The following is a 21,095-nucleotide window of genomic DNA, read 5'->3' on the forward strand; positions in this document are numbered from 1 at the left end:
TTCATTTTTATAAAAAATGCGTTAAAATGCTTATTTTTTTGATTTTAACAACAATTTATGTTATAATAACTCTAGATTTTATAAAAAAAGAGGATAGTCATGAAAAAAATTCAAATAAGAGATGAATATATTACCCTAGGACAGTTTTTAAAGTATGCAGGATGTGTTTCTAGTGGAATCGAAGCTAAGATGGTTATTAAAGATGAATTAGTGATGGTTAATGGTGAAGTGGAAACAAGAAGAGGCAAGAAACTTCGAACTGGTGACCAGATAGAATTTAATGGAGAGTCTTTTGTTATTGATTAATGAAAGTTAATTCATTATGTCTAGACAATTTTCGTAATTATAATCATTTTTTTATTGAGTTTGATCGTGATATCAATATTTTAATTGGCAGTAATGGACAAGGTAAAACTAATCTGATCGAAGCGATTTATTTATTGTCAGTAGGAAAATCTTTTAAAACTCATATAAATAAGCAGATGATTATGTTTGATTGCGAATTTGCGAAAGTAAAAGGTGAAGTCACTTCCAATAATAAGCTCCGTAGTTTAGAAATGATTCTTGGGAGTGATTTTAAACGTGCGAAAATAGATGACCAGGATATTTATAAAATTAGTGAATATGTTGGTCTTTTAAATGTCGTAGTTTTTGTTCCTGATGATCTTTATTTAATTAAGGGCAGTCCAAATAATCGCCGACGTTTTATTGATTTAGAATTATCAAAAATCTCACCTATCTATGTTTTTAATTTAAGTAAATACAATAATTTACTTAAGGAGAGAAATAAGTATTTAAAAATTTTAAATCAAAAGAATCGTGATGGTGATGAATATTTAGAAGTACTTGACGAACAGATGGCACGATTGCAAGTAGAGTTGATTAAAAAAAGAATTGATTTTATTAAGAATTTAAATCAAAAAGTAACTTCTATTTATAATTTAATTGCTAAAAATGATAATGAGAAAATTAGCTTACGATACAGTTGTTTCCTTAAACAAGAGTTAACGTATGAAAATATTTTAGCATTATATAAAAAAAATCATCAGCGAGATATTCGATATATGCAAAGTCATTTAGGAATTCATAAAGATGATTTGAAAATCTTTATGAATGGCAATGCTGCAGATTTATTTGCTTCACAGGGGCAACAAAGAACGATTGTATTAAGTCTAAAGATTGCGTTGATTGAATTGATTAAAGATGAAATAGGAGAATATCCTGTTTTACTATTAGACGATGTTTTATCTGAGTTAGATGAAGCGCGTAAAAATATGTTATTAGATATTTTGAATCAGAAAATTCAAACTTTTATTACAACAACTTCAATTGATGGAATTAATCATCAAATTGTTGAAAAGGCAAAAAAAATCTATATTAAGGGTGGCAAGGAGGCTACATAATGTCAGAAGAAAAAGTAGAACATAGTTATGATGAATCCGATATTCAAGTCTTAGAAGGACTTGAAGCGGTTCGTAAAAGACCAGGAATGTATATTGGGACAACTTCAATTAGGGGATTACATCATTTAGTTTGGGAAATTGTTGATAACTCGATTGACGAGGCATTAGCTGGATATGCTAGTCATATTCGCGTAATTTTAAAGGATGATGATGTTGTTCAAGTAATTGATGACGGTCGAGGAATGCCAACCGGTACTCATGCTAAGACTGGAATCTCAACAGTTGAAACAATTTTTACAGTATTACATGCTGGTGGAAAATTTGGTGGTGGCGGATACAAAGTATCTGGTGGACTTCATGGGGTTGGAGCCTCAGTTGTAAATGCGCTTTCAGAATGGTTAGAAGTAAATGTTCATCGTGATGGACATGAATATTATCAGCGTTTTGAAAATGGTGGGAAACCAGCAGGTGAATTAAAGATTATTGGTGACTCTGATATAACAGGAACAATTGTTACTTTTAAGGCTGATAAAATAATTTTTAAAGAGGGTACTGTTTATGATTATGATACACTCAGACAAAGAATTAGAGAGTTAGCATTTTTAAATAAGGGATTACGTTTATCGTTAGAAGATCAACGTAACGGTGTGGATCGAAAACATGAATATTATTATGAGGGCGGAATTAAAGAATATGTTGCCTATATTAATAAAAATAAAACACCGATTCATGAAGAAATAATCTATGTTGAAGATATGCAGCAAGAAATTACAATTGAAGTAGGAATGCAATATAATGATGGTTATCAATCAAATATTTATTCCTTCTGTAATAATATCAATACTCATGAAGGGGGAACTCATGAAGAAGGTTTCCGTTTAGCTTTAACACGAGTTATTAATAATTATGCTAAAAGTAAAGGACTGCTAAAGAAAGATGAAGAAGCTTTATCTGGTGACGATGTTCGTGAAGGTTTAACAGCGATTATTTCGGTTAAACATCCTGATCCCCAATATGAAGGACAAACTAAAACAAAATTAGGTAACGCTGAAGTTCGAAAAATTGCCAGCAATATTATTAGCGCATCATTAGATAAATTTTTATTAGAAAATCCTGATACAGCTAAGATTATTGTTGATAAAGCTATTGTTGCAGCAAGAGCAAGAATGGCAGCTAAAAAAGCTCGAGAAATGACAAGAAGAAAAAATGTTCTTGAAGTTTCAAACTTGCCAGGTAAATTAGCTGACTGTTCAAGTAAAGATGCTAGTGAATGTGAAATCTTTATTGTCGAAGGGGATTCCGCTGGGGGGAGTGCCAAAATGGGACGTGATCGTCGAATTCAGGCAATTCTACCATTACGTGGAAAAATTTTAAATGTTGAAAAATCGAGATTAGAAAAAATCCTTGGAAATGCTGAAATTCGTTCTATGATTACAGCGTTTGGTACAGGAATCGGAGAAGAGTTTAATCTAGATAAATTAAGATATCATAAAATTGTAATTATGACCGATGCCGATGTTGATGGTGGGCACATCAGAATCTTAATGTTAACATTCTTGTATCGTTATTTAAGACCGTTAGTTGAAGGTGGGTTTGTTTATGCGGCTCAACCACCACTTTATTTATTGAAACATGGTAAAGATGAATATTATTGTTATAGTGATGAAGAACTAGATGATTTGAAAACTAAGATTGGTGAAGGTGCTAAATATAGTATTCAACGTTATAAAGGTCTTGGAGAAATGAATGCAGAACAACTTTGGGAAACAACGATGGATCCTGAAAAACGAATTTTAAATCAAATTGATTTAGACGAAGCAATGGAAGCGGATATGATTTTTGATATGTTAATGGGTGAAAAAGTTGAACCAAGACGTGAATTTATTCAAGAAAACGCTAAATACGTTACTGATTTAGATATTTAAGATAAAGGAGATAAATAATGGAAGAACGGGGAATTAGAAAAGTAAAACTAACATCTGAAATGAAAAACTCTTTTATGCAGTATGCGATGTCAGTTATCGTATCAAGAGCTTTACCTGATGTTCGAGATGGGTTAAAACCAGTTCAAAGAAGAATTATTTACGGGATGAGTGATTTGGGATGTACTCCAGGTACACCATATAAGAAATCTGCCCGTATTGTCGGAGAAGTTATGGGGAAATATCATCCTCATGGTGACTCTTCAATATATGAAGCTTTAGTTAGAATGGCTCAAGATTTCTCATATCGTTATATGTTAGTTGATGGTCATGGGAATTTTGGCTCAATCGATGGTGATGGAGCAGCAGCACAACGTTATACTGAGGCAAGAATGTCAAAAATATCTAGTGAGCTGGTTCGTGATTTAAAGGAAGATACAATTGATTTTATTCCAAACTATGATGGTGAAGAACAGGAACCGGCGGTTTTACCGGCTCGTATTCCCAACTTACTAATTAATGGTTCAACGGGGATTGCAGTTGGGATGGCTACTAATATTCCACCTCATAACTTAGTAGAAGTGATTGAAGCAATTTTAGCAGTTGCAAAAGATCCGGATATCACAATCATGGAATTAATGGAAAATTATATTCAAGGTCCTGATTTTCCAACTGGTGGTTATATTTTAGGTAAAACAGCAATTAAAAAAGCCTATGAGACAGGAAATGGTCTAATTGTCATGCGAGCAAAGACGGAAATTGAAGAAAAAGGAAGTAAAAAAGTTATTGTTGTTACTGAAATTCCTTATATGGTCAATAAAGCTCGGATGATTGAAAAAATGTCACAGTTAGTTCGGGAAAAGAAAATTGAAGGAATTACAGAAATACGTGATGAATCAAATCGCGATGGTATCCGAGTTGTAATTGAATTACGTCGAGATATTCAACCAGAAGTAATTTTGAATCAATTATATAAATTAACATCATTGCAGACAACCTTCGGGGCTAACTGCATTGCCTTGGTCAATAATGAACCAAAAACATTAAATCTAAAGGAAATGATTACTTTATACCTTGATCATCAAGAAGAAGTAATTAAACGACGTACTAAATTCAGATTAACTAAAGCTGAAGACCGAGCTCATATTTTAGAAGGATTAAAAAGAGCTCTTGATCAAATTGATGCTATTATTGATTTAATTAGATCAAGTCGTACTACTGAAATCATTCAAACTAGATTGATGGAAGAATTTAATATGTCTGATAAACAAGCTAAAGCAATTCGAGAAATGCAATTACAACGTCTAGCTGGTTTGGAAAGACAAAAAATTGAAGATGATTTAAATAAATTATTAGAAATTATTGCTGATTTAAAAGATATCCTAGAAAATAGAGAACGTTTATTATCGATCATTCATGATGAATTAGAAGAAATTAAAGATAAATATGGTGATAAACGCCGTACGGAAATTATTCAAGGAACATTTGATTTAGAAGACGAAGATTTAATTCCAGTAGAAGACGTTATTATTTCTTTAACTAATAATGGATATGTTAAGAGAATGCCAGTAGATACATACAAAACACAAAACCGTGGTGGACGAGGAATCAAGGGAATGGCAACTAATAGCGATGATATTGTAAGTTCGTTAATTAATATGTCGACTCATGATGATCTATTATTCTTTACAAATTTTGGTAAAGTATATCGTTTAAAAGGATATAATATTCCAGAGTTTGGACGTTCGGCTAAAGGTTTACCTGTTGTAAATTTATTAAATCTTGATAAAGAAGAACAAGTTAAATCGATGATTAGTATTAATCGTAAGCAAATTGAAGAAAATAATGATTATTATTTATTCTTTGTAACTGCTAGCGGTTTAGTAAAACGAGTTCACATCAATGAATTTGAACGAATTCGTCAATCTGGAAAGATTGCGATAAGCTTAAGAGATGATGATCAATTAGTTTCGGTTAAATTAACAGGTGGTAATGATCAAATCTTAATCGCCGCCTCTAACGGTAAATTAGTTCGTTTTGAAGAAACTAATGTTCGGCCAATGGGACGAAGTGCTAGTGGGGTTAAAGGAATCAATGTTGATGGTAGCGAAGTTATCGGAATGACAACTGATAAAGAAGGTAAATATATCATGGTTGTGACAGAACGTGGTTATGGTAAGATGTCGCCATTAGAAGAGTATCGTTTGTCAAATCGTGGCGGTAAAGGGGTTAAAACTATTAATGCAACAGAGCGAAATGGTCAAATCGTTGCATTGCGTGCTGTTAATGGCGATGAAGATTTATTAATCATTACTGACGATGGAATCATGATTCGTTTACCAATGGAACAAGTTAAAACAGCCGGTCGAGCTACACAAGGAGTACGTTTAATTAAAGTAAATGCAGAAAACAAGGTATCTTCAGTAGAGGTAGTTGAAAAAGCTGCTGAAACAGAAGAAGATAAATCTGAAGAAGAATAGAATTAAAAGTATCGCTTAGCGATACTTTTAATTCTTTGAAAAAGGAAAATAAAATGATTATAAGACCAGAAGAAAAACAAGATTTTAATGAAATATATACTGTAGTAAAAGCCGCTTTTGCAACAGCTGAACATAGTGATGGAAATGAACAAGATTTAGTTATAGCTTTAAGGACTGGTAATAATTATATTCAAAAATTATCATTAGTTGCTAAAATTGATAATCAGCTCGTTGGTTATATTATGTTTACAACAGCAAAAGTTGGAAATGATACAGTATTAGTTTTAGCACCATTAGCTATTTTACCAGCATTTCAAAAACAAGGGATTGGTAGTGCTTTAATTAACAAAGGTCATCAAATTGCTAAAGAATTAGGATATGAATATTGTTTAGTTTTAGGTAGTGAGCACTATTATTCACGATTTGGATATTTACCAGCTGAACAGTTTGGAATCAAAGTGCCTAAGGGAATTCCTTCAATTAATTTTATGGCAAAAAAACTGATATTTAGAGCTGGTAAAATTAGTGGCGAAGTTAAATATGCAAAAGAATTTGGAATATAAAATAACTCTCACTTAATTGTGAGAGTTATTTTTGATTAATAAAAGCTAATATTTGTTCTATTATATCAAAATGATACTGTGCACTATTTTTAATAACTGTTTCAACATGATTAAAAGTAAAACTGTTATCAGTACATTGCAGCATACAAATATCATTTTCACCATCTCCAATTGTATAAAGTTGCTCAGCTTTTAATTGATAGAAAAGTTTTAATAATTCAGATGCTTTAGAAATATCTTTAGCTAAAATATCAGTATAGCGGGAATTATGAAAGACATTAATATTTTCAATTTGGTCAAATGTATACTGCTTTCTTTGGGCAATAGAATCAAATTCTAAGGCAAACGAAATAATTTCATTTCTTATATTTTCTAAATCTTCTAGGTTATTGATTACAATACTCTGGGACATCGTATTTGCCGTTATTATTTTATTATTACTTTTAGTTGTTGATCTAATGTAACAGCTCCATTAGCACAAATGACATAATCAAAGAAATCAATATCATATTTCTTAATACCATCTTTGAATTTCTGAGGACTTCTTTCGGTTACGATAATAAAGATGTTACCAGCATCTCTAAATTGTTTAATTTGTTTTCTAGTTTCAGGTAGAATTACTTTATTTGTAGTAATTGTACCGTCAAAATCACTACCAATTATCTTCATTTTTTCCTCTTTCTTGCAACAAACATTCCGGCATGGGTAGTCAAATAAAAAAGATTATTTTTATTTAAATATTTTTGCATATATTCATATAGTTGTTTTTTCTTTTTATATAGTGGCTCAAGATTAAGACTTAGACCTTTACCACTTAAAATAAATTGATAATAAAGATCCAAGTCAGTTATTTCATAAACCTCTTTTCGATCATATAATTTTATATCTTGAAAATATTTTTCTAATTTTGTTTTACCATTTTCATAACCAAAGCGTTGATATAAAATTTCTTGATTAAATGAGATTTTTGAATCAAAATCTTTTAACATAACATCTCTTTCTTTCATCATATCTTTAGCAATAGTTGAACATTAGAGAATTCCATCATCTTTTAAAATACGATTGATTTCTTGTAATGTTTTTGGTAAGTCGTCAGAATACATGAAAACATGATTTGCTATAACGACATCAAAACTTTTATCAAGATATGGTAAATAATAACAATCAGCTTCTTCAATTGTTTTAATTTGGGGTAAATGTTGAGTATTGTTTTGACATTCTTCAAGCATTTTCAGAGAAATATCAGCTAAAGTAATCGAAATATTATTAGAAATTTTATTTTGCTTATTTAACCAAATAGTTCCATCACCACACCAAATATCTAGTATCTTGGCATTGGGACAAAATTGATTATATGTGTATTCGATAAATAACACCTCCCTTGCTTTTTCATTCTAGCAAGTGACGTTACGTTCCTGTCAATAGTTAAATAAATATAAAATGTTCTCACTTTAGAACAATTTTATTGACAAGAACGAATTGCTTTGATAAACTCATGGAGGATAAAATTAAATAATTGGTAGAGGTGCAATGATCAATAGTAGCAAAATGTAATGTTTGGTGACAGCATTTGCGAAAGGGTGATTTGCCGAAGGAAATAGTAACACCAATTACTATTTACCTGGGGGATTATAGAAGATATAATTTCCTGTCACATTCATGTGGAGCGCTATCTTAGTATATAAGTACTTTGATTGTTGCCAATTAAAGTATTTTTTTATGGAGGAAAAGATGGATTTTGTACAAACAGGGTGGGCGTTATTGCCACCGGTCATTGCAATTTTAATTGCATTAAAAACTAAAGAAGTTTATTTATCATTATTTTTTGGAATTGTTTCGGGGGCTTTACTGTTAAGTAACTTTCATATTATTGATACTGTTAATGTTATGTTTGATACAATGATTGGAAGTTTAAGTGATACATGGAATATCGGTATTTTAATATTCTTAATATTTTTAGGAATTATAGTTACATTGATGACTAAAGCGGGTGGAAGTAGAGCATATGGACTTTGGGCAAAAGAAAAAATAAAATCAAGACAAGGCTCACTATTTTCAACCTTCTTGTTAGGAATTTTAATCTTTGTAGATGATTATTTTAATTGTTTAACAGTTGGAAGTGTAATGCGTGAAGTAACAGATGAATTTAGTGTTTCAAGAGCAAAATTAGCTTATATTATTGATAGTACTGCGGCTCCAATCTGTATTATTGCTCCAATTTCTAGTTGGGCGGCTGCTGTAAGTGGTTATACAAGTGGTGATGGTTTTAGTTTATTCTTACAAACAATTCCCTTTAACTTGTATGCTTTATTAACAATCGTAATGGTGACTTATGTTATTAAGAAAGATTTTCATATTGGAACAATGAAACATCATGAAATAGCTGCTCAAAATGGTGATGTGCATAATGGTGTAAATGATTATGAAGAAGGAGAAGAAATGGAAGTTTCTGATCAAGGGCGGGTTTATGATCTATTATTGCCAGTTTTTTTCTTAATCATTAGTTGTATTGTGGGAATGTTATACACAGGTGGTTTCTTTGAAGGAGTATCATTCATTACGGCTTTTACTAACTGCGATGCTTCAAGAGGACTGGTCTTGGGATCATTTTTTACACTAGTATTTATCTTTATTTTGTATCTTCCTAGAAAGATTATTAGTTATGAAGATTTTGCTAAATGTATACCAATGGGATTCAAAACGATGGTTCCAGCGATGATTATACTTACTTTAGCATGGACTTTAGGGGATTTAGTGTCAGATAAATTACAAGCTGGGGTCTTTGTTTATAATTTAATGCAGGGAGCTAGTATCTCTACAGCAATTTTACCGGTTTGTTTATTTTTAGTTGGAACAGGTCTAGCATTTGCAACGGGGACTTCATGGGGAACTTTTGGAATTTTAATTCCTATCGCGACTTCGATTTTCCCCGAAGGTTCACAAATGCTTGTAATTGCGATTGCATCTATTTTAGCAGGGGCAGTCTGTGGCGATCATATTTCACCAATTTCTGATACGACGATCATGGCTTCGGCCGGAGCTCAATGTAATCATGTTAATCACGTCACTTCTCAGATACCTTACGCAATGCTAGTTGCTGGAGCTTGTGTTGTTGGATATTTAGTTGCTGGTTTTACTACAAATGTTGTATTGACATTTGTGATTGCAATAATTGCCTTATTCATATTTATTTTTATAACCAAATATTTTTATAATTTTAAAGCAAAGAAGGACTAAATGTCCTTTTTCTTTATACTTTATTTTATAATTATATTAAATAACGGTTATATTTGATATAATGAAAATAGAGTGTGACCAGAAAGGTGGTGTTAAAATGGAAGAAAGTCATAATTTTTATTTAAACGATTATACTGAATTTGTTAAACAGGCGACTGATATTATCGAAAGTAATAAGAATAGTAAAAATTATGTAATTATGTACGCTGATTTAACTAATTTTCAATTAGTTAATGACTTTTATGGTTTTATTGAAGGGGATCGTTTTCTTTTAGAATTTGCTAAATTTTTAAGTATGTCTCCACGGACAATTTTATGTGGACGTGTTTTTTCAGATCATTTTTTAAGACTATCTTTATTTGAAGATAATTGTGATATTGAATCTGTAACAAGGAATTATGAACAAAAATTAGAAACTTTTATTTCATCGCAAGAAGAACATCACCCGGATTCAAAGATTGCTGTAGCAGCAGGATTGTGTCCAGTTAAATTAGAAGAAAAAGCTATCATTAAAGCAATTGATCAAGCTAATATAGCACGAAAAGAAGCTAAAAAAGATAATCATTGTAAACTAGTTTGGTTTAATGAAGATATGCAGAAATTTATTAATAAACGTAAAATATTAGAAATTGAGATTCAAAATGCTTTACGTAATAAATTATTTACATTCTATCTTCAACCTAAAGTTAATATTAATACGGGAAAAATTGTTGGAAGTGAAGCATTAGCCCGCCTTATTAAAGATAATAAAGTTATTTATCCTGATCAATTTATTGAAATAATGGAGAAAAACGAAACAATAATTGACTTAGATTTTCTTATTTGTCAGCAAGTATGCAGGTATCTTCGAGAAAGAATTGATCAAGGCAAAAAACTAATTCCTGTATCAATGAATATGTCAAGAATGCATGTTTATGAAACTGGTTTTGTTGCTAGGGTTAATAAAATTGTTAATAAATATAATATTCCTCCATATTTATTGGAATTTGAATTAACAGAAACGGTTATTTTGAAGAATTTAACCAAGGTGAGAGAAGTAGCTGATGAATTACGAAGTTTTGGTTATCGTGTTTCGATTGATGATTATGGAACAGGTTACTCAGGGATGAATATTTGGCAAGATCTAAATTTTGATATTGTTAAATTGGATCGTTCATATATAACTAAAAGAGAGTCAAATAATAATCGCAATAATATTATTATTCCTGCAATCGTTGATATTTGTAATAAGTTACAGACAACAATTATTTGTGAAGGAGTTGAAACATTGGATCAATGTTTATATATGAAACGTTTTGGATGTAATGTAGTTCAAGGTTATTATTTTTCAAAGCCAGTCAGCACAGTAGAATTTGAAAAAATGATTGATGAAACGGACGGTAAATTTAATTTACCATGGAATAAAGATGATTTTAAATATACTTCTGTTGACAATATTTCTCAAAGTGAAATCAAAGCTATTACTAATTCTATCTTTAATTTTATTCCTGGTGGGGTGGCTGGATTCAGTTATGAATTAGAACTACTATTTGTAAGTGATAGTTTGGTTGAATTAAGTGGTTATAGTCGAGAAGAATTGCTAAGTGGAGGAATTGAATGGCCTAAAAAGTTGTTTTATAGCGAAGAAGAATTTAAACATGTTTTCTATCATAATGGATTAGCTGATCGTTCTTCTAAAAATTTAGTTGAGTTTAAAATTAAAGCTAAAAATGGTAAAACCGTGTATATTAATATGTATGGGGGATTAGTTGATAGTCCAGAGTGGGGTTCATATTATTTATGTTGTTTTTATGATGTTACAAATGAAAAAGTGAATGAATTAAAATCACATGAATTACAAGAAAATATAAATAGTTTATTAAAAAATATTAACGGTGGAATTGGTAAAATGACACTTGATGGCAAAGGAACAATTTTATTTGCATCAGATGGTTTTTATAAAACGATTGGGTATACTCGTACTGATTTTAATCAACCGCCAATCAATAATGATTTAAGTCAGATAGTTAGTAAAGAAGCTTATTTTTTATGTAATCATGTAATTGAACAGATTAAAGCTGGTAAAATCGATTATTTTGAAGTTGAAGTAAATTCCAAAACTGCACAAAAGATTTGGCTAACGATCTATTTTTCTAATATTCACAGAGAAAATGGAAAATTAGTAGCTGATGTTTTTTGTATCGATAGCACTGTTGATCATCAACAAATGATGCTAGAACAACACTGTAATGAGATGGAAGATAATTTAAATATTGTTATTGAAAATACCCCAGGGGATATTGTCGTTATTAAAATAAAAGATGATCATATTACCACTAAATTCCTTAGTCATGGATTATCTAAAATATTTGATTTTGAACAATCTGAGTTAACAGATATACTGAAACATAATAAAGGATTTGATTTAGTTTATGAAGATGATCGAGAAGTTTTAGCTAAACAATTTATAGAATTATCTAAACAAAAAAGTTGTGTAAATTTTGATTATCGCTCATATTATAAAAATGGTAAAGTCAGTTGGCATAATATCAATGCAAACTTTTATCGTCAAGAAGAAGATGGAACAATCATTTATCATGGAATTATCACTAATATTAATACTCTTAAAGAACAACAAGAACGTGCGGAAAAATTAAAAGATCGTTATAATTTTATTTTATCAGTGTTGGCTGTTGATGTTTGGAATTTTGATGTTAGAAATAATCGGATGGATAGTTTATATATGGATGATAAATTTAGTATTGATTTACCTAAAGGAGCAAAAATAGTTCCTGAAAAATTATTAGAAGATGCGCTTATTTTACCTGAAGATCAGAATAAATATTTAAATATGCTCACTTCAATAAGAGCGGGACAGAAAACAGCCCATGATAAATTACATTGTCGAATTAAAACGGGTGAATATAATTTATTTGATCTTATGATAAGAGTAAAGGATACTAATTCAGATATGGCTATAATTATGGCTAAAAATTTTGATCAATTTTTTAATAAAAAAGAATAGGAAAAAATAAGGGCTAAATTATTTAGGCCCTTATTTTAATAATGAACGGTTGTTAACTAATGATTTTTAATGAGCTTTGATGATTGTTTTAGCTATTAATATCACGTATGATGTTGTTGTGGGGTGAGAAGATGCAGATAAAAAAAGAAGATTTAAAGAATGATATTATTGAAGCTGCTAAAGTGGAATTTTTGCATCATGGCTACGAAGGGGCTTCAATGAGAATAATTGCTAGTAAATCACATACCACCTTGGGAAATTTATATAATTATTTTACTAATAAAGAAGAATTATTAGGAGCTGTATTAGAGCCATCAATTAAGTCATTAAATAAGTTAGTTGAGGTTCATCTAAATGAAGAAATTCAAGTTCATTCACTAGAAGAGGTTGATGAAGCACTTGATCAATTTGGAGATTTTTTTGAAGAAAGTGATTTTCGATATATAATGGATGAACGATTAATTATCCTTTTTGAATTAAAAACGACGGAATATAAAGAAAAAAGGGATTGGTTTCTTTTAAAATTTAAGCAACATATGGCATGGCATCTTAATATTGAAGATATCAATTCGCCGTATATTGATATTATTACAAATATGTTTATTGATTGTATTAAGCATGTATTAGTAAGTCATGATAATCTTGAAATGCAAAAACAAGAATTTTTAAAAGTTTTCAAAATGTTGTGTACAGGCATTGTTGTTAACGAAGAGAAATAAAAACTTGCAGTGATGATTCATTGTCTTTTGAATACATGTTTTTATTATGCAAAAAAGGAGAAAATATGATTAAATTTGAAGAAGTATCAAAGATTTATCAAAATGGAAATAAAAAAATTTATGCTTTAAATAAGGTTTCTTTTACTATTAATAAAGGTGAATTTGTCATTATCTTAGGACCGAGTGGGGCAGGGAAAAGTACTTTATTAAATATTTTAGGGGGAATTGATCGTCTTGATGAAGGAAAAATAATTATTGATAATGAAGTAATTTCGAATAAAAATGAAAATGAATTATCAGATTATCGAGCTCATCAAGTAGGATTTATATTTCAATTTTATAATTTAATTCCAACACTGACGGTTTATGAAAATGTAGCCTTGATGAAGGAACTAAAAAAAGATATTATGCCAGTTGATAACGTTTTAGATCAAGTAGGACTATTAGTGCATAAGAAAAAATTTCCTCATCAGTTATCTGGGGGAGAACAACAGCGAGTTTCAATTGCTCGAGCAGTGGTCAAAAATCCAGAGATTCTTTTATGTGATGAGCCGACGGGAGCTTTAGATAGTGATACGGGAGCAAAAGTATTGAAGTTATTACATGATATGTGTAAAGAATATCATAAAACAACTATCATTGTTACCCACAATACTAATTTGCAAGCTATCGCTGACAAAGTAATTCGAGTAAAAAATGGTCAAATCAATACAATTACAACAAATTCTCATCCTCTTGATGTGATGGAGGTGGAATGGTAAATGTTGTTTAAAAAAATGATTCGAGATTTATGGAAAAATAAGGTTCAGTTTGGAGCTATATTTATTATGATGTTTTTAGGTGTTTTTATCTTTTCAGGTATATCTAGTGAATATCATGGACTTGAAGTAGCTTTAAATAACTATATTAAAGAGAATAATTTAGCTGATGCTTGGCTTTACCAAAAGGAATTTAGTGATTCGACTCTTAATGAACTAAAAAAACAGACTGATTATGAACAAAGAATGTATGTCTCTACAAGCAATAAAGCGGTTGATAATAGTAATATTGATCTCTATATTACTGATAGTAATAAAATTTCAACTCTTAAAGTCGTTAATGGTAAATCATTTAATAATCAAGATGATGGTATCTGGCTTGATGCAATGTATGCTAAGAAAAATGGTTATCGGTTAAATGATCAAATAACTTTAAAATATCAGAATTTTGAATTAAGTAAGAAAATTATTGGTTTAGTTTATTCCCCTGAAAATATCTATTTGGCTAAAGGAGATCAACTGACACCAAATCGTCAAAAATATGGTTTTGCATATGTAAATAATAATAGTTTTCCTAACACTTTATACCATCCGAATCAACTAGTCCTTTCCTCAAAAAAAGACATTAGTAAAATAGTTGATCAATTATTAGCTGGTAATGAATACAAGCTAATTCTCCAAAAAGATCATCCTAGTGTAAATATGTTGACTGGAGAGATTGCCCAGCATCGCTCGATAGGTTTGGTTTTTTCATTAGCTTTTTTATTTATTGCTGTTTTAATTACGATTACAACAATGCATCGGGTTTTGCAAAGTCAACGAATGCAGTTAGGAATTTTAAAAGCATTAGGTTTTAAGAAAAGAAAACTACTGATCCATTATTTATCACATTCAACATTTATTTGTTTAGTTGGTTCAATATTAGGTTACTGGCTTGGTTTAATAATAATGCCAGCTTTGATTTATCCAATGTTTGAAGAAATGTATGTTTTACCGGTTTTAACTAGCCAACCAATAGTTTTAGGATATTTATTACCAATTGGCTGTACTATATTATGCATGTTAATTAGTTTTTCTGTCTGTTTCAAATATTTAAAAATGAATGGTGCAACAATTCTTTATAGCAATAATTTAATTAGTAATTCAAGTTATTCACTAGCATGGAGCAGTAATCTACCATTTCGATTTCAATGGAATATTCGTGATATTATTCGAAATAAATTACGGAGTCTTATGACTATTTTTGGAGTTTTGGGCTGCACTGCATTATTATTTAGTGCTTGTGGCCTATATGATACAATGACTAATTTGACCGATTGGAATTATACTAAATTACAAAATTATAAATATAAACTTAATTTAAATGATAATCTTAATGAAGAGCAAATTGATTATCTTTTAAACCAGACTAAAGGACAGACATTATTAGAGAGTACAGCTAAAATAGTAATTGATGAACAAAATTTAGATGTTTCGTTAACAGTCTTGGAAAATAATGATTATATCAAACTTGCTCAAGATTTAAGTAATTTTAAATCTTTAAAAGAAGGAATTGCATTATCAAAAAAAACAGCCGATAAGCTTGATTTAAAGGTAGGAGATATAATTAAGTGGAAAGGAAATTTAGATCATCAAGAATATCAATCTAAAATATCTTTAATTATTAGAACCCCGAATATCCAAGGAATTACGATTATGAAAGAAGAATATTTGCAAACTGGTCATCAATACTATCCCACTGCAATCATTGGGAGTAAAAATCAAGATTGCTTGACCAATCTAACAAATATTTTTTTGATTCAGTATCAGCAGGACTTATTAGAAAGTTTTGATGTTTTATTAGAGGCAATGATCCTAATTATTATTATTCTAGTTTTAGGTGCAATTATTTTAGGTGGAGTTATTTTATATAATTTAGGAGTACTGTCTTACTTAGAACGTTATTATGAATTTTCTACATCAAAAGTATTAGGATTTAAAGATACTCAGATTCAAAAAATCTTGGTTCAACAAAACATATGGTTATCAATGATAGGAATTTTATTAGGTTTGCCTGTAGGATATTTATTGATTGAATACATGATATCAACGATTCAAGATACAATGGATGTAATTAATTTCATTGCTTTACCTTCTTACTTATATGCAATTTTAGGCACTTTAGTTATTTCCTGGGTAATAAGTAAAATTATTTCATTAAGGATAAAACATATCGACATGGTTTCTAGTCTAAAAGCAAATGATTAAAAGAGAAACATCTTGATAATAATTGAATAAGGTGCATAATTATTGTATAATTTTAAAGAATATATATAAGCAAGGGAGAATTAAAATGATTGATATTGCGATATTAAGAGAAAATCCAACCTTAGTTAAAGAAAACATGAAAAAGAAATTTCAAGATGACAAGATTGGATTAGTAGATGAGGCTTACAAATTAGATAAAGATTATCGAGAAGTTTTAACTAAAGCTAGTGAATTGAGAAGTAAACGTAATAAATTATCTAAAGAAATTGGTCAATTTATGCGTGAAGGAAATAAAGATGCGGCTGAAAATAATAAGAAACAAGTAAGTGCAATGGCAGATGAATTAGCTAAATTAGAAGACTTAGAAACTCAATATGGTAGTGAGTTAAAAGCAATTATGATGAAAATTCCTAATTTTATCGATGAATCCGTTCCATTAGGAAAAGATGATAGTGAGAATGTTGAAATTACTAAATATGGGGAACCAGTCGTACCAGATTTTGAAATACCTTATCATACTGAAATAATGGAAAATTTTGATGGTATTGATATGGATGCAGCTGGGAGAGTTGCTGGACAAGGTTTTTATTATTTAATGGGTGATATTGCTCGTTTACATTCTGCAATTTTATCATATGCTCGTGATTTTATGATTGATCGTGGCTTTACATATGTTATTCCGCCATATATGATTCGTAGTAATGTAGTTACTGGTGTTATGAGTTTTGAAGAAATGGATAGCATGATGTATAAAATTGAAGGGGAAGATTTATATTTGATTGGTACTTCTGAACACTCAATGATTGGTAAATTTATTGATAACATTTTAGAAGAAGATAAATTACCATATACGTATACTTCATATTCACCATGTTTTAGAAAAGAAAAAGGGGCTCATGGAATAGAGGAGCGTGGAGTATATCGAATTCACCAATTTGAAAAACAAGAAATGATTGTTGTATGTAAACCTGAAGACAGTAAGATGTGGTTTGAAAAACTATGGAATAATACTGTTGATTTATTTAGATCATTAGATATACCAGTAAGAACTTTAGAATGTTGTTCTGGAGATCTAGCTGATTTGAAATCTAAAAGTATTGATGTTGAAGCTTGGTCACCAAGACAAAAGAAATATTTTGAAGTTGGTTCATGTTCAAATCTAACTGACGCTCAAGCAAGAAGATTAAATATTAGAATTAATGGTGAAAATGGAAAATATTTTGCTCATACTTTAAATAATACAGTAGTTGCACCACCAAGAATGTTGATTGCTTTCCTTGAAAATAACTTAAATGAAGATGGCAGTGTAAATATTCCTAAAGCACTACAACCATATATGGGAGGTAAGGAAAAGATAACTAAATAGTTATCTTTTTATCTATATGAAAACTCTTTATATAAGTGATTTAGATGGAACGCTATTGAATAGCCAAGGAAAAATTAGTGATTACAGTATTAAAACAATTAATAACTTAATTAATGAGGGAATGATTTTTACATATGCTACTGCTCGTTCTCTAGTTTCCGCTTCACCAGTAACAAGAGGATTAATCAAAAATCTTCCTTTGATAATCTATAATGGTACATTTATTGTCAATGGCGAAACTGGAAAACTGCTTCATAAGAATATTTTTAATTCAAAACAAGTAGCGCATATAAAAGCAATAATGGAAAAAAACCAATTAAAACCTATGGTATATGCACTAGTAAATGAAAAAGAACGAGTAACGATAATAAATGAAAGCCTTCATGAAGGGGTAAAATATTATCTTAGTAAGCGTAAAACCGATTATCGAATTAATTTAACATTAGATTACTTATCTTTGTATGAGGGTGAAGTTTTCTATTTTACCATAATTGGAGATTATGATAATCTTCGACCAGCTTATGAAAGTTTAAAGGATGATTTAGATTATAATATTACTTTTCAACAAGAAATATATCGTAAAGAATACTGGCTAGAAATTATGCCTAAAAGTGCCTCTAAAGCAAGTGCTATTTTAAAGTTGAAAGAACTTTTAAACTGTGACAGGATAGTTAGTTTTGGTGATGCAATCAACGATTTGCCAATGTTTGCAATATCTGATCAATGTTATGCAATGGCTAATGCAGTAACCTCTTTAAAACAACAAGCTACAGCAGTTATCAAAAGTAATGATGAAGATGGTGTTGCTCACTGGCTTAAGGAGCATGTTATAAACACTAAATAAATCAGTAAGATAAAAAATAGTTTTTATGATTTAATATCGAAGTAGTTTTTAAATAATTAATAAAATTACTGATCAGTGGATTATAATTATCTTGATCATAGATTAGATAAACACTTTTTTCACTTAATGGTGTTAAGGGAATAGCTTTAAGATAATCGTTATAGCAATTATCTTTTGTAAAGGCATGCAAAATTGCGCAACCTTGATTACAGGCAATCTTTAATAAATTCCCTTCAAATTCAGGATAATTATCTTGATAGTATAATTTTCTAACATCAAATAAAATATTTGGAAGCTCCTCTTGGCTAACAGTTTTTTGATTAGCTAAGGGGTTATTTTTATTTATTAATACTATTAAAGGATATTTTTTTATTAATATTTTTTGATAGTCAGGATATTTAGGAAATGATAATCCTAGGACTATATCTATCATCCTTTGTTCAAGCGCATGATATAATTGATAATTTGCATAGCTTGTTAATTCTATTTTTATATTAGGAAATTCGTTTATAAAATCAGAAAATATAGTAACCAATAATTGAGGATCTAAATTTTTAAGAAAACCAATTTTAATTGTACCTTGTTGTCCTTTTAAGAAAGAATCAATATTTAATTTTGAATGATTAAATTGATTAATTATTTTTTAGCTTCAATTAAAAAAAATCTACCAGCTTCGGTCAGTTCTATTTGTTTATTATCGCGATTAAATAATTTAGTTCCTAATTCAGTTTCTAATAATTGTATCTGTTTTGTAACTGCAGTTTGCGATATATAGATTATGTGCTGCTTTAGTAAAATTCATTGTCTTACAAATTGCTAAAAAATAATTTATTTGATTAAGATTCATTTCATATTCCCCTTTAATAACTTTTAATTATTATATAATATCTTTTTAATATTAGAAAGTTATTGATTAATATATTACTATCTTGGTGATTGAGGAATATAAATGAATAAAAATGTTAATCGTTGAATCATCTACATACTATCAATCAATATTTTGGCTTTGGGAATAATTTTGAATACCCGCACTGATTTGGGGGTGCTGCGTTCACTAGTCTTTTTTATGCTTTTAGTAAGGTCAACAATATTTCATTAGGAACTGCTTCAATTATTTTATATTTGATTTTAATTATTGTTCAGATTTGTTTAGTTAGAAAATTAACTATTACAATTTTTTTAGAAATTCCATTTTCATTAATCTTTGGATATATTACCGATTTTTATGATTCTTTAATTAAAATTAGGTGTTCAAATTTATTATCTGCTTATCTACTATTACTGATTGCAATTATTTTTGTTTCACTTGGAGTATACTTTTCAGTTAGCTGTAATCTTATTGCAACACCCGTTGAATCAACGGTTAAGACTATATCGCAAGTATATAATCTTAAATTTTCGTTAGTAAAAAATGTATTTGATATTACTATGATTATTATGATGCTCTTGCTTTGTTTAGTCTTACAGATACCAGTTTATGGAATTGGTATGGGAACAGTGTTATCTGCTCTGCTGGTTGGTAGATTTATTTCGGGCTATCAATATCTTTTTGATGAAAAAATTCAGATATATCAAAAGAATGTTTTAGCATTCTTTTTTTGCATCTTAGCTAATCTATGTGCATCTTACCAAAATTAGATAGGTAAAAAAGATATTATATGATAAGGTGTTAATAAAGGAGGGATTCGATGAAGGTGCTCATTGAATGTGAGGAAGATAATGAATTAGAAGTAGTAATTCGTTGTAATAAAATTGATGATGAAGTGAGGCGAATTATTTCTTTATTTGAAGATAAACATTTTATTATTGGAAAATTAGACAATCGTAGTTATCAAATTAAAATAGATGATATTTATTATTTAGAAGCAAATGAAGATCGTGCTTTTATTTATTGTGAAGATAAAGTCTATGAAACAAGCCTAAGATTATATGAATTAGAAGATCAATTAGATCCCCGATTGTTTGTAAGAATCAGTAAATCAATATTGCTAAATTTAAACAAATTAGATAATGTAAGAGCTCTATTAAATGGGCGTTATGAAGCGCTATTAATTAATCGTGAAAGGTTAATTATTACACGTCATTATGTAAGCAGTTTTAAGGAAAAATTTGGAATGTAGGTGATAAGATGAATAAATTAAAAATGTTTAAATTTTATATGTTGACGACTTGTGTATCATATACGTTTGTAATTTTATTGCAAACATTATTATTTCATTTCAATCATCAAAATATGTCTAATGAATTAGTTGTGATGATTTTTATCGTTTGTGTAATCGTAAACTTATTGATAAATGTAACTCATTATTTAGAATTACAGGAGTGGTTAACCAATTTACTTTCAATTATCGAAATAGCTTTTGTAGTCTGTACTGCTAATTATTTATGTGGATATACAAACAGTATTATTGAATTAGATAATTTTATAGGTGTTACATTTATGTCAGTAACTGTTTATTTTTTTGTAAAAGCAGTCGTTTTTATGAAAAATAATGAAGATGCTAAAAAAATAAATGAAAAATTAAAAAGAAACCGCCATCGCAACTAATAGT

19 protein-coding genes, 2 pseudogenes and 1 riboswitch are annotated in these 21,095 nt (G+C 29.5%); of the genes and pseudogenes, 15 read left to right on the forward strand and 6 right to left on the reverse strand.

Going from position 1 to position 21,095, the window contains the following annotated elements; all coding sequences use genetic code 11:
• Positions 1–99: 99 nt before the first annotated feature.
• From yaaA to KTF99_RS03560, 5 genes are read left to right on the forward strand one after another with little or no spacing between them, the layout of a single operon-like run.
• Positions 100–306, forward strand: a complete 207-nt coding sequence (gene yaaA, locus KTF99_RS03540; RefSeq protein WP_003535520.1) for a S4 domain-containing protein YaaA — start codon at positions 100–102, stop codon at positions 304–306.
• Complete coding sequence (gene recF, locus KTF99_RS03545; protein ID WP_003535519.1) at positions 306–1,403, forward strand: DNA replication/repair protein RecF; 1,098 nt, start codon at positions 306–308, stop codon at positions 1,401–1,403. Before yaaA ends, recF begins: the two co-directional genes overlap by 1 nt.
• Positions 1,403–3,328, forward strand: coding sequence for a DNA topoisomerase (ATP-hydrolyzing) subunit B (gene gyrB, locus KTF99_RS03550; RefSeq protein WP_003535518.1), 1,926 nt, complete (start codon positions 1,403–1,405; stop codon positions 3,326–3,328). Before recF ends, gyrB begins: the two co-directional genes overlap by 1 nt.
• A gap of 17 nt (positions 3,329–3,345) precedes the next feature.
• Positions 3,346–5,805 (forward strand): DNA gyrase subunit A, encoded by a 2,460-nt coding sequence (gene gyrA, locus KTF99_RS03555; RefSeq protein ID WP_003535517.1) that lies wholly within the window; start codon positions 3,346–3,348, stop codon positions 5,803–5,805.
• 53 nt (positions 5,806–5,858) lie between these two features.
• Positions 5,859–6,368, forward strand: coding sequence for a GNAT family N-acetyltransferase (locus tag KTF99_RS03560; protein WP_029482070.1), 510 nt, complete (start codon positions 5,859–5,861; stop codon positions 6,366–6,368).
• 25 nt (positions 6,369–6,393) lie between these two features.
• Here the strand turns inward: KTF99_RS03560 and KTF99_RS16995 are convergent.
• From KTF99_RS16995 to KTF99_RS03580, 3 genes and pseudogenes are all read right to left on the reverse strand, one after another.
• Positions 6,394–7,037: pseudogene (locus KTF99_RS16995) on the reverse strand (HAD family hydrolase).
• Positions 7,034–7,375 (reverse strand): hypothetical protein, encoded by a 342-nt coding sequence (locus tag KTF99_RS03575; protein WP_195643677.1) that lies wholly within the window; start codon positions 7,373–7,375, stop codon positions 7,034–7,036. The pseudogene KTF99_RS16995 and the gene KTF99_RS03575 overlap by 4 nt, the downstream one beginning before the upstream one ends.
• A gap of 24 nt (positions 7,376–7,399) precedes the next feature.
• Positions 7,400–7,744 carry a class I SAM-dependent methyltransferase gene (locus KTF99_RS03580; protein ID WP_217215453.1) on the reverse strand — a complete coding sequence of 115 codons (345 nt, stop codon included), beginning with the start codon at positions 7,742–7,744 and terminating at the stop codon, positions 7,400–7,402.
• Positions 7,745–7,880: 136 nt separating this feature from the next.
• Positions 7,881–8,048, forward strand: a riboswitch (Lysine riboswitch).
• Between the two features lie 51 nt (positions 8,049–8,099).
• On the opposite strand from KTF99_RS03580, the gene KTF99_RS03585 reads away from it, so the two are divergent.
• The 7 genes from KTF99_RS03585 to KTF99_RS03615 all read left to right on the forward strand — a co-directional run bounded on the left by KTF99_RS03585 (position 8,100) and on the right by KTF99_RS03615 (position 18,543).
• Complete coding sequence (locus tag KTF99_RS03585) at positions 8,100–9,605, forward strand: Na+/H+ antiporter NhaC family protein (RefSeq protein WP_008792541.1); 1,506 nt, start codon at positions 8,100–8,102, stop codon at positions 9,603–9,605.
• A gap of 97 nt (positions 9,606–9,702) precedes the next feature.
• Complete coding sequence (locus tag KTF99_RS03590; RefSeq protein ID WP_008792540.1) at positions 9,703–12,609, forward strand: EAL domain-containing protein; 2,907 nt, start codon at positions 9,703–9,705, stop codon at positions 12,607–12,609.
• A gap of 131 nt (positions 12,610–12,740) precedes the next feature.
• On the forward strand, positions 12,741–13,328 hold the full coding sequence (locus KTF99_RS03595; RefSeq protein ID WP_008792539.1) for a TetR/AcrR family transcriptional regulator: 588 nt from the start codon (positions 12,741–12,743) through the stop codon (positions 13,326–13,328).
• Positions 13,329–13,393: 65 nt separating this feature from the next.
• Positions 13,394–14,089, forward strand: a complete 696-nt coding sequence (locus KTF99_RS03600) for an ABC transporter ATP-binding protein (protein ID WP_009009591.1) — start codon at positions 13,394–13,396, stop codon at positions 14,087–14,089.
• Complete coding sequence (locus KTF99_RS03605) at positions 14,090–16,333, forward strand: ABC transporter permease (protein WP_217215455.1); 2,244 nt, start codon at positions 14,090–14,092, stop codon at positions 16,331–16,333. It abuts the gene before it with no gap.
• An 85-nt stretch (positions 16,334–16,418) separates the two neighbouring features.
• A complete protein-coding gene (gene serS, locus KTF99_RS03610; RefSeq protein ID WP_003535496.1) occupies positions 16,419–17,699 on the forward strand; it encodes a serine--tRNA ligase in 1,281 nt (426 codons plus the stop codon).
• 16 nt (positions 17,700–17,715) lie between these two features.
• On the forward strand, positions 17,716–18,543 hold the full coding sequence (locus KTF99_RS03615; protein WP_008792536.1) for a Cof-type HAD-IIB family hydrolase: 828 nt from the start codon (positions 17,716–17,718) through the stop codon (positions 18,541–18,543).
• Position 18,544: 1 nt separating this feature from the next.
• Here the strand turns inward: KTF99_RS03615 and KTF99_RS03620 are convergent, their stop codons facing one another.
• From KTF99_RS03620 to KTF99_RS17000, 3 genes are read right to left on the reverse strand one after another with little or no spacing between them, the layout of a single operon-like run.
• Positions 18,545–19,183 carry a substrate-binding domain-containing protein gene (locus tag KTF99_RS03620; protein WP_336244686.1) on the reverse strand — a complete coding sequence of 213 codons (639 nt, stop codon included), beginning with the start codon at positions 19,181–19,183 and terminating at the stop codon, positions 18,545–18,547.
• A complete protein-coding gene (locus tag KTF99_RS17610) occupies positions 19,180–19,323 on the reverse strand; it encodes a LysR family transcriptional regulator (protein ID WP_366269097.1) in 144 nt (47 codons plus the stop codon). The genes KTF99_RS03620 and KTF99_RS17610 overlap by 4 nt, the downstream gene beginning before the upstream one ends.
• Positions 19,268–19,390, reverse strand: coding sequence for a LysR family transcriptional regulator (locus KTF99_RS17000; protein WP_003535485.1), 123 nt, complete (start codon positions 19,388–19,390; stop codon positions 19,268–19,270). The genes KTF99_RS17610 and KTF99_RS17000 overlap by 56 nt, the downstream gene beginning before the upstream one ends.
• A gap of 209 nt (positions 19,391–19,599) precedes the next feature.
• Between KTF99_RS17000 and KTF99_RS03630 the strand changes: the two are divergent.
• The 3 genes and pseudogenes from KTF99_RS03630 to KTF99_RS03640 form a co-directional block, all read left to right on the forward strand.
• Positions 19,600–20,181: pseudogene (locus tag KTF99_RS03630) on the forward strand (DUF6198 family protein); the annotation flags it as partial.
• A 50-nt stretch (positions 20,182–20,231) separates the two neighbouring features.
• Complete coding sequence (locus KTF99_RS03635; protein ID WP_003535483.1) at positions 20,232–20,663, forward strand: LytTR family DNA-binding domain-containing protein; 432 nt, start codon at positions 20,232–20,234, stop codon at positions 20,661–20,663.
• Between the two features lie 8 nt (positions 20,664–20,671).
• On the forward strand, positions 20,672–21,091 hold the full coding sequence (locus KTF99_RS03640) for a DUF3021 family protein (protein ID WP_003535482.1): 420 nt from the start codon (positions 20,672–20,674) through the stop codon (positions 21,089–21,091).
• Positions 21,092–21,095: the final 4 nt, after the last annotated feature.

Origin of the sequence: Erysipelatoclostridium sp. MSK.7.34, from assembly GCF_019041935.1 — a bacterium.
Lineage (GTDB): Bacteria > Bacillota_I > Bacilli_A > Erysipelotrichales > Coprobacillaceae > Thomasclavelia > Thomasclavelia ramosa.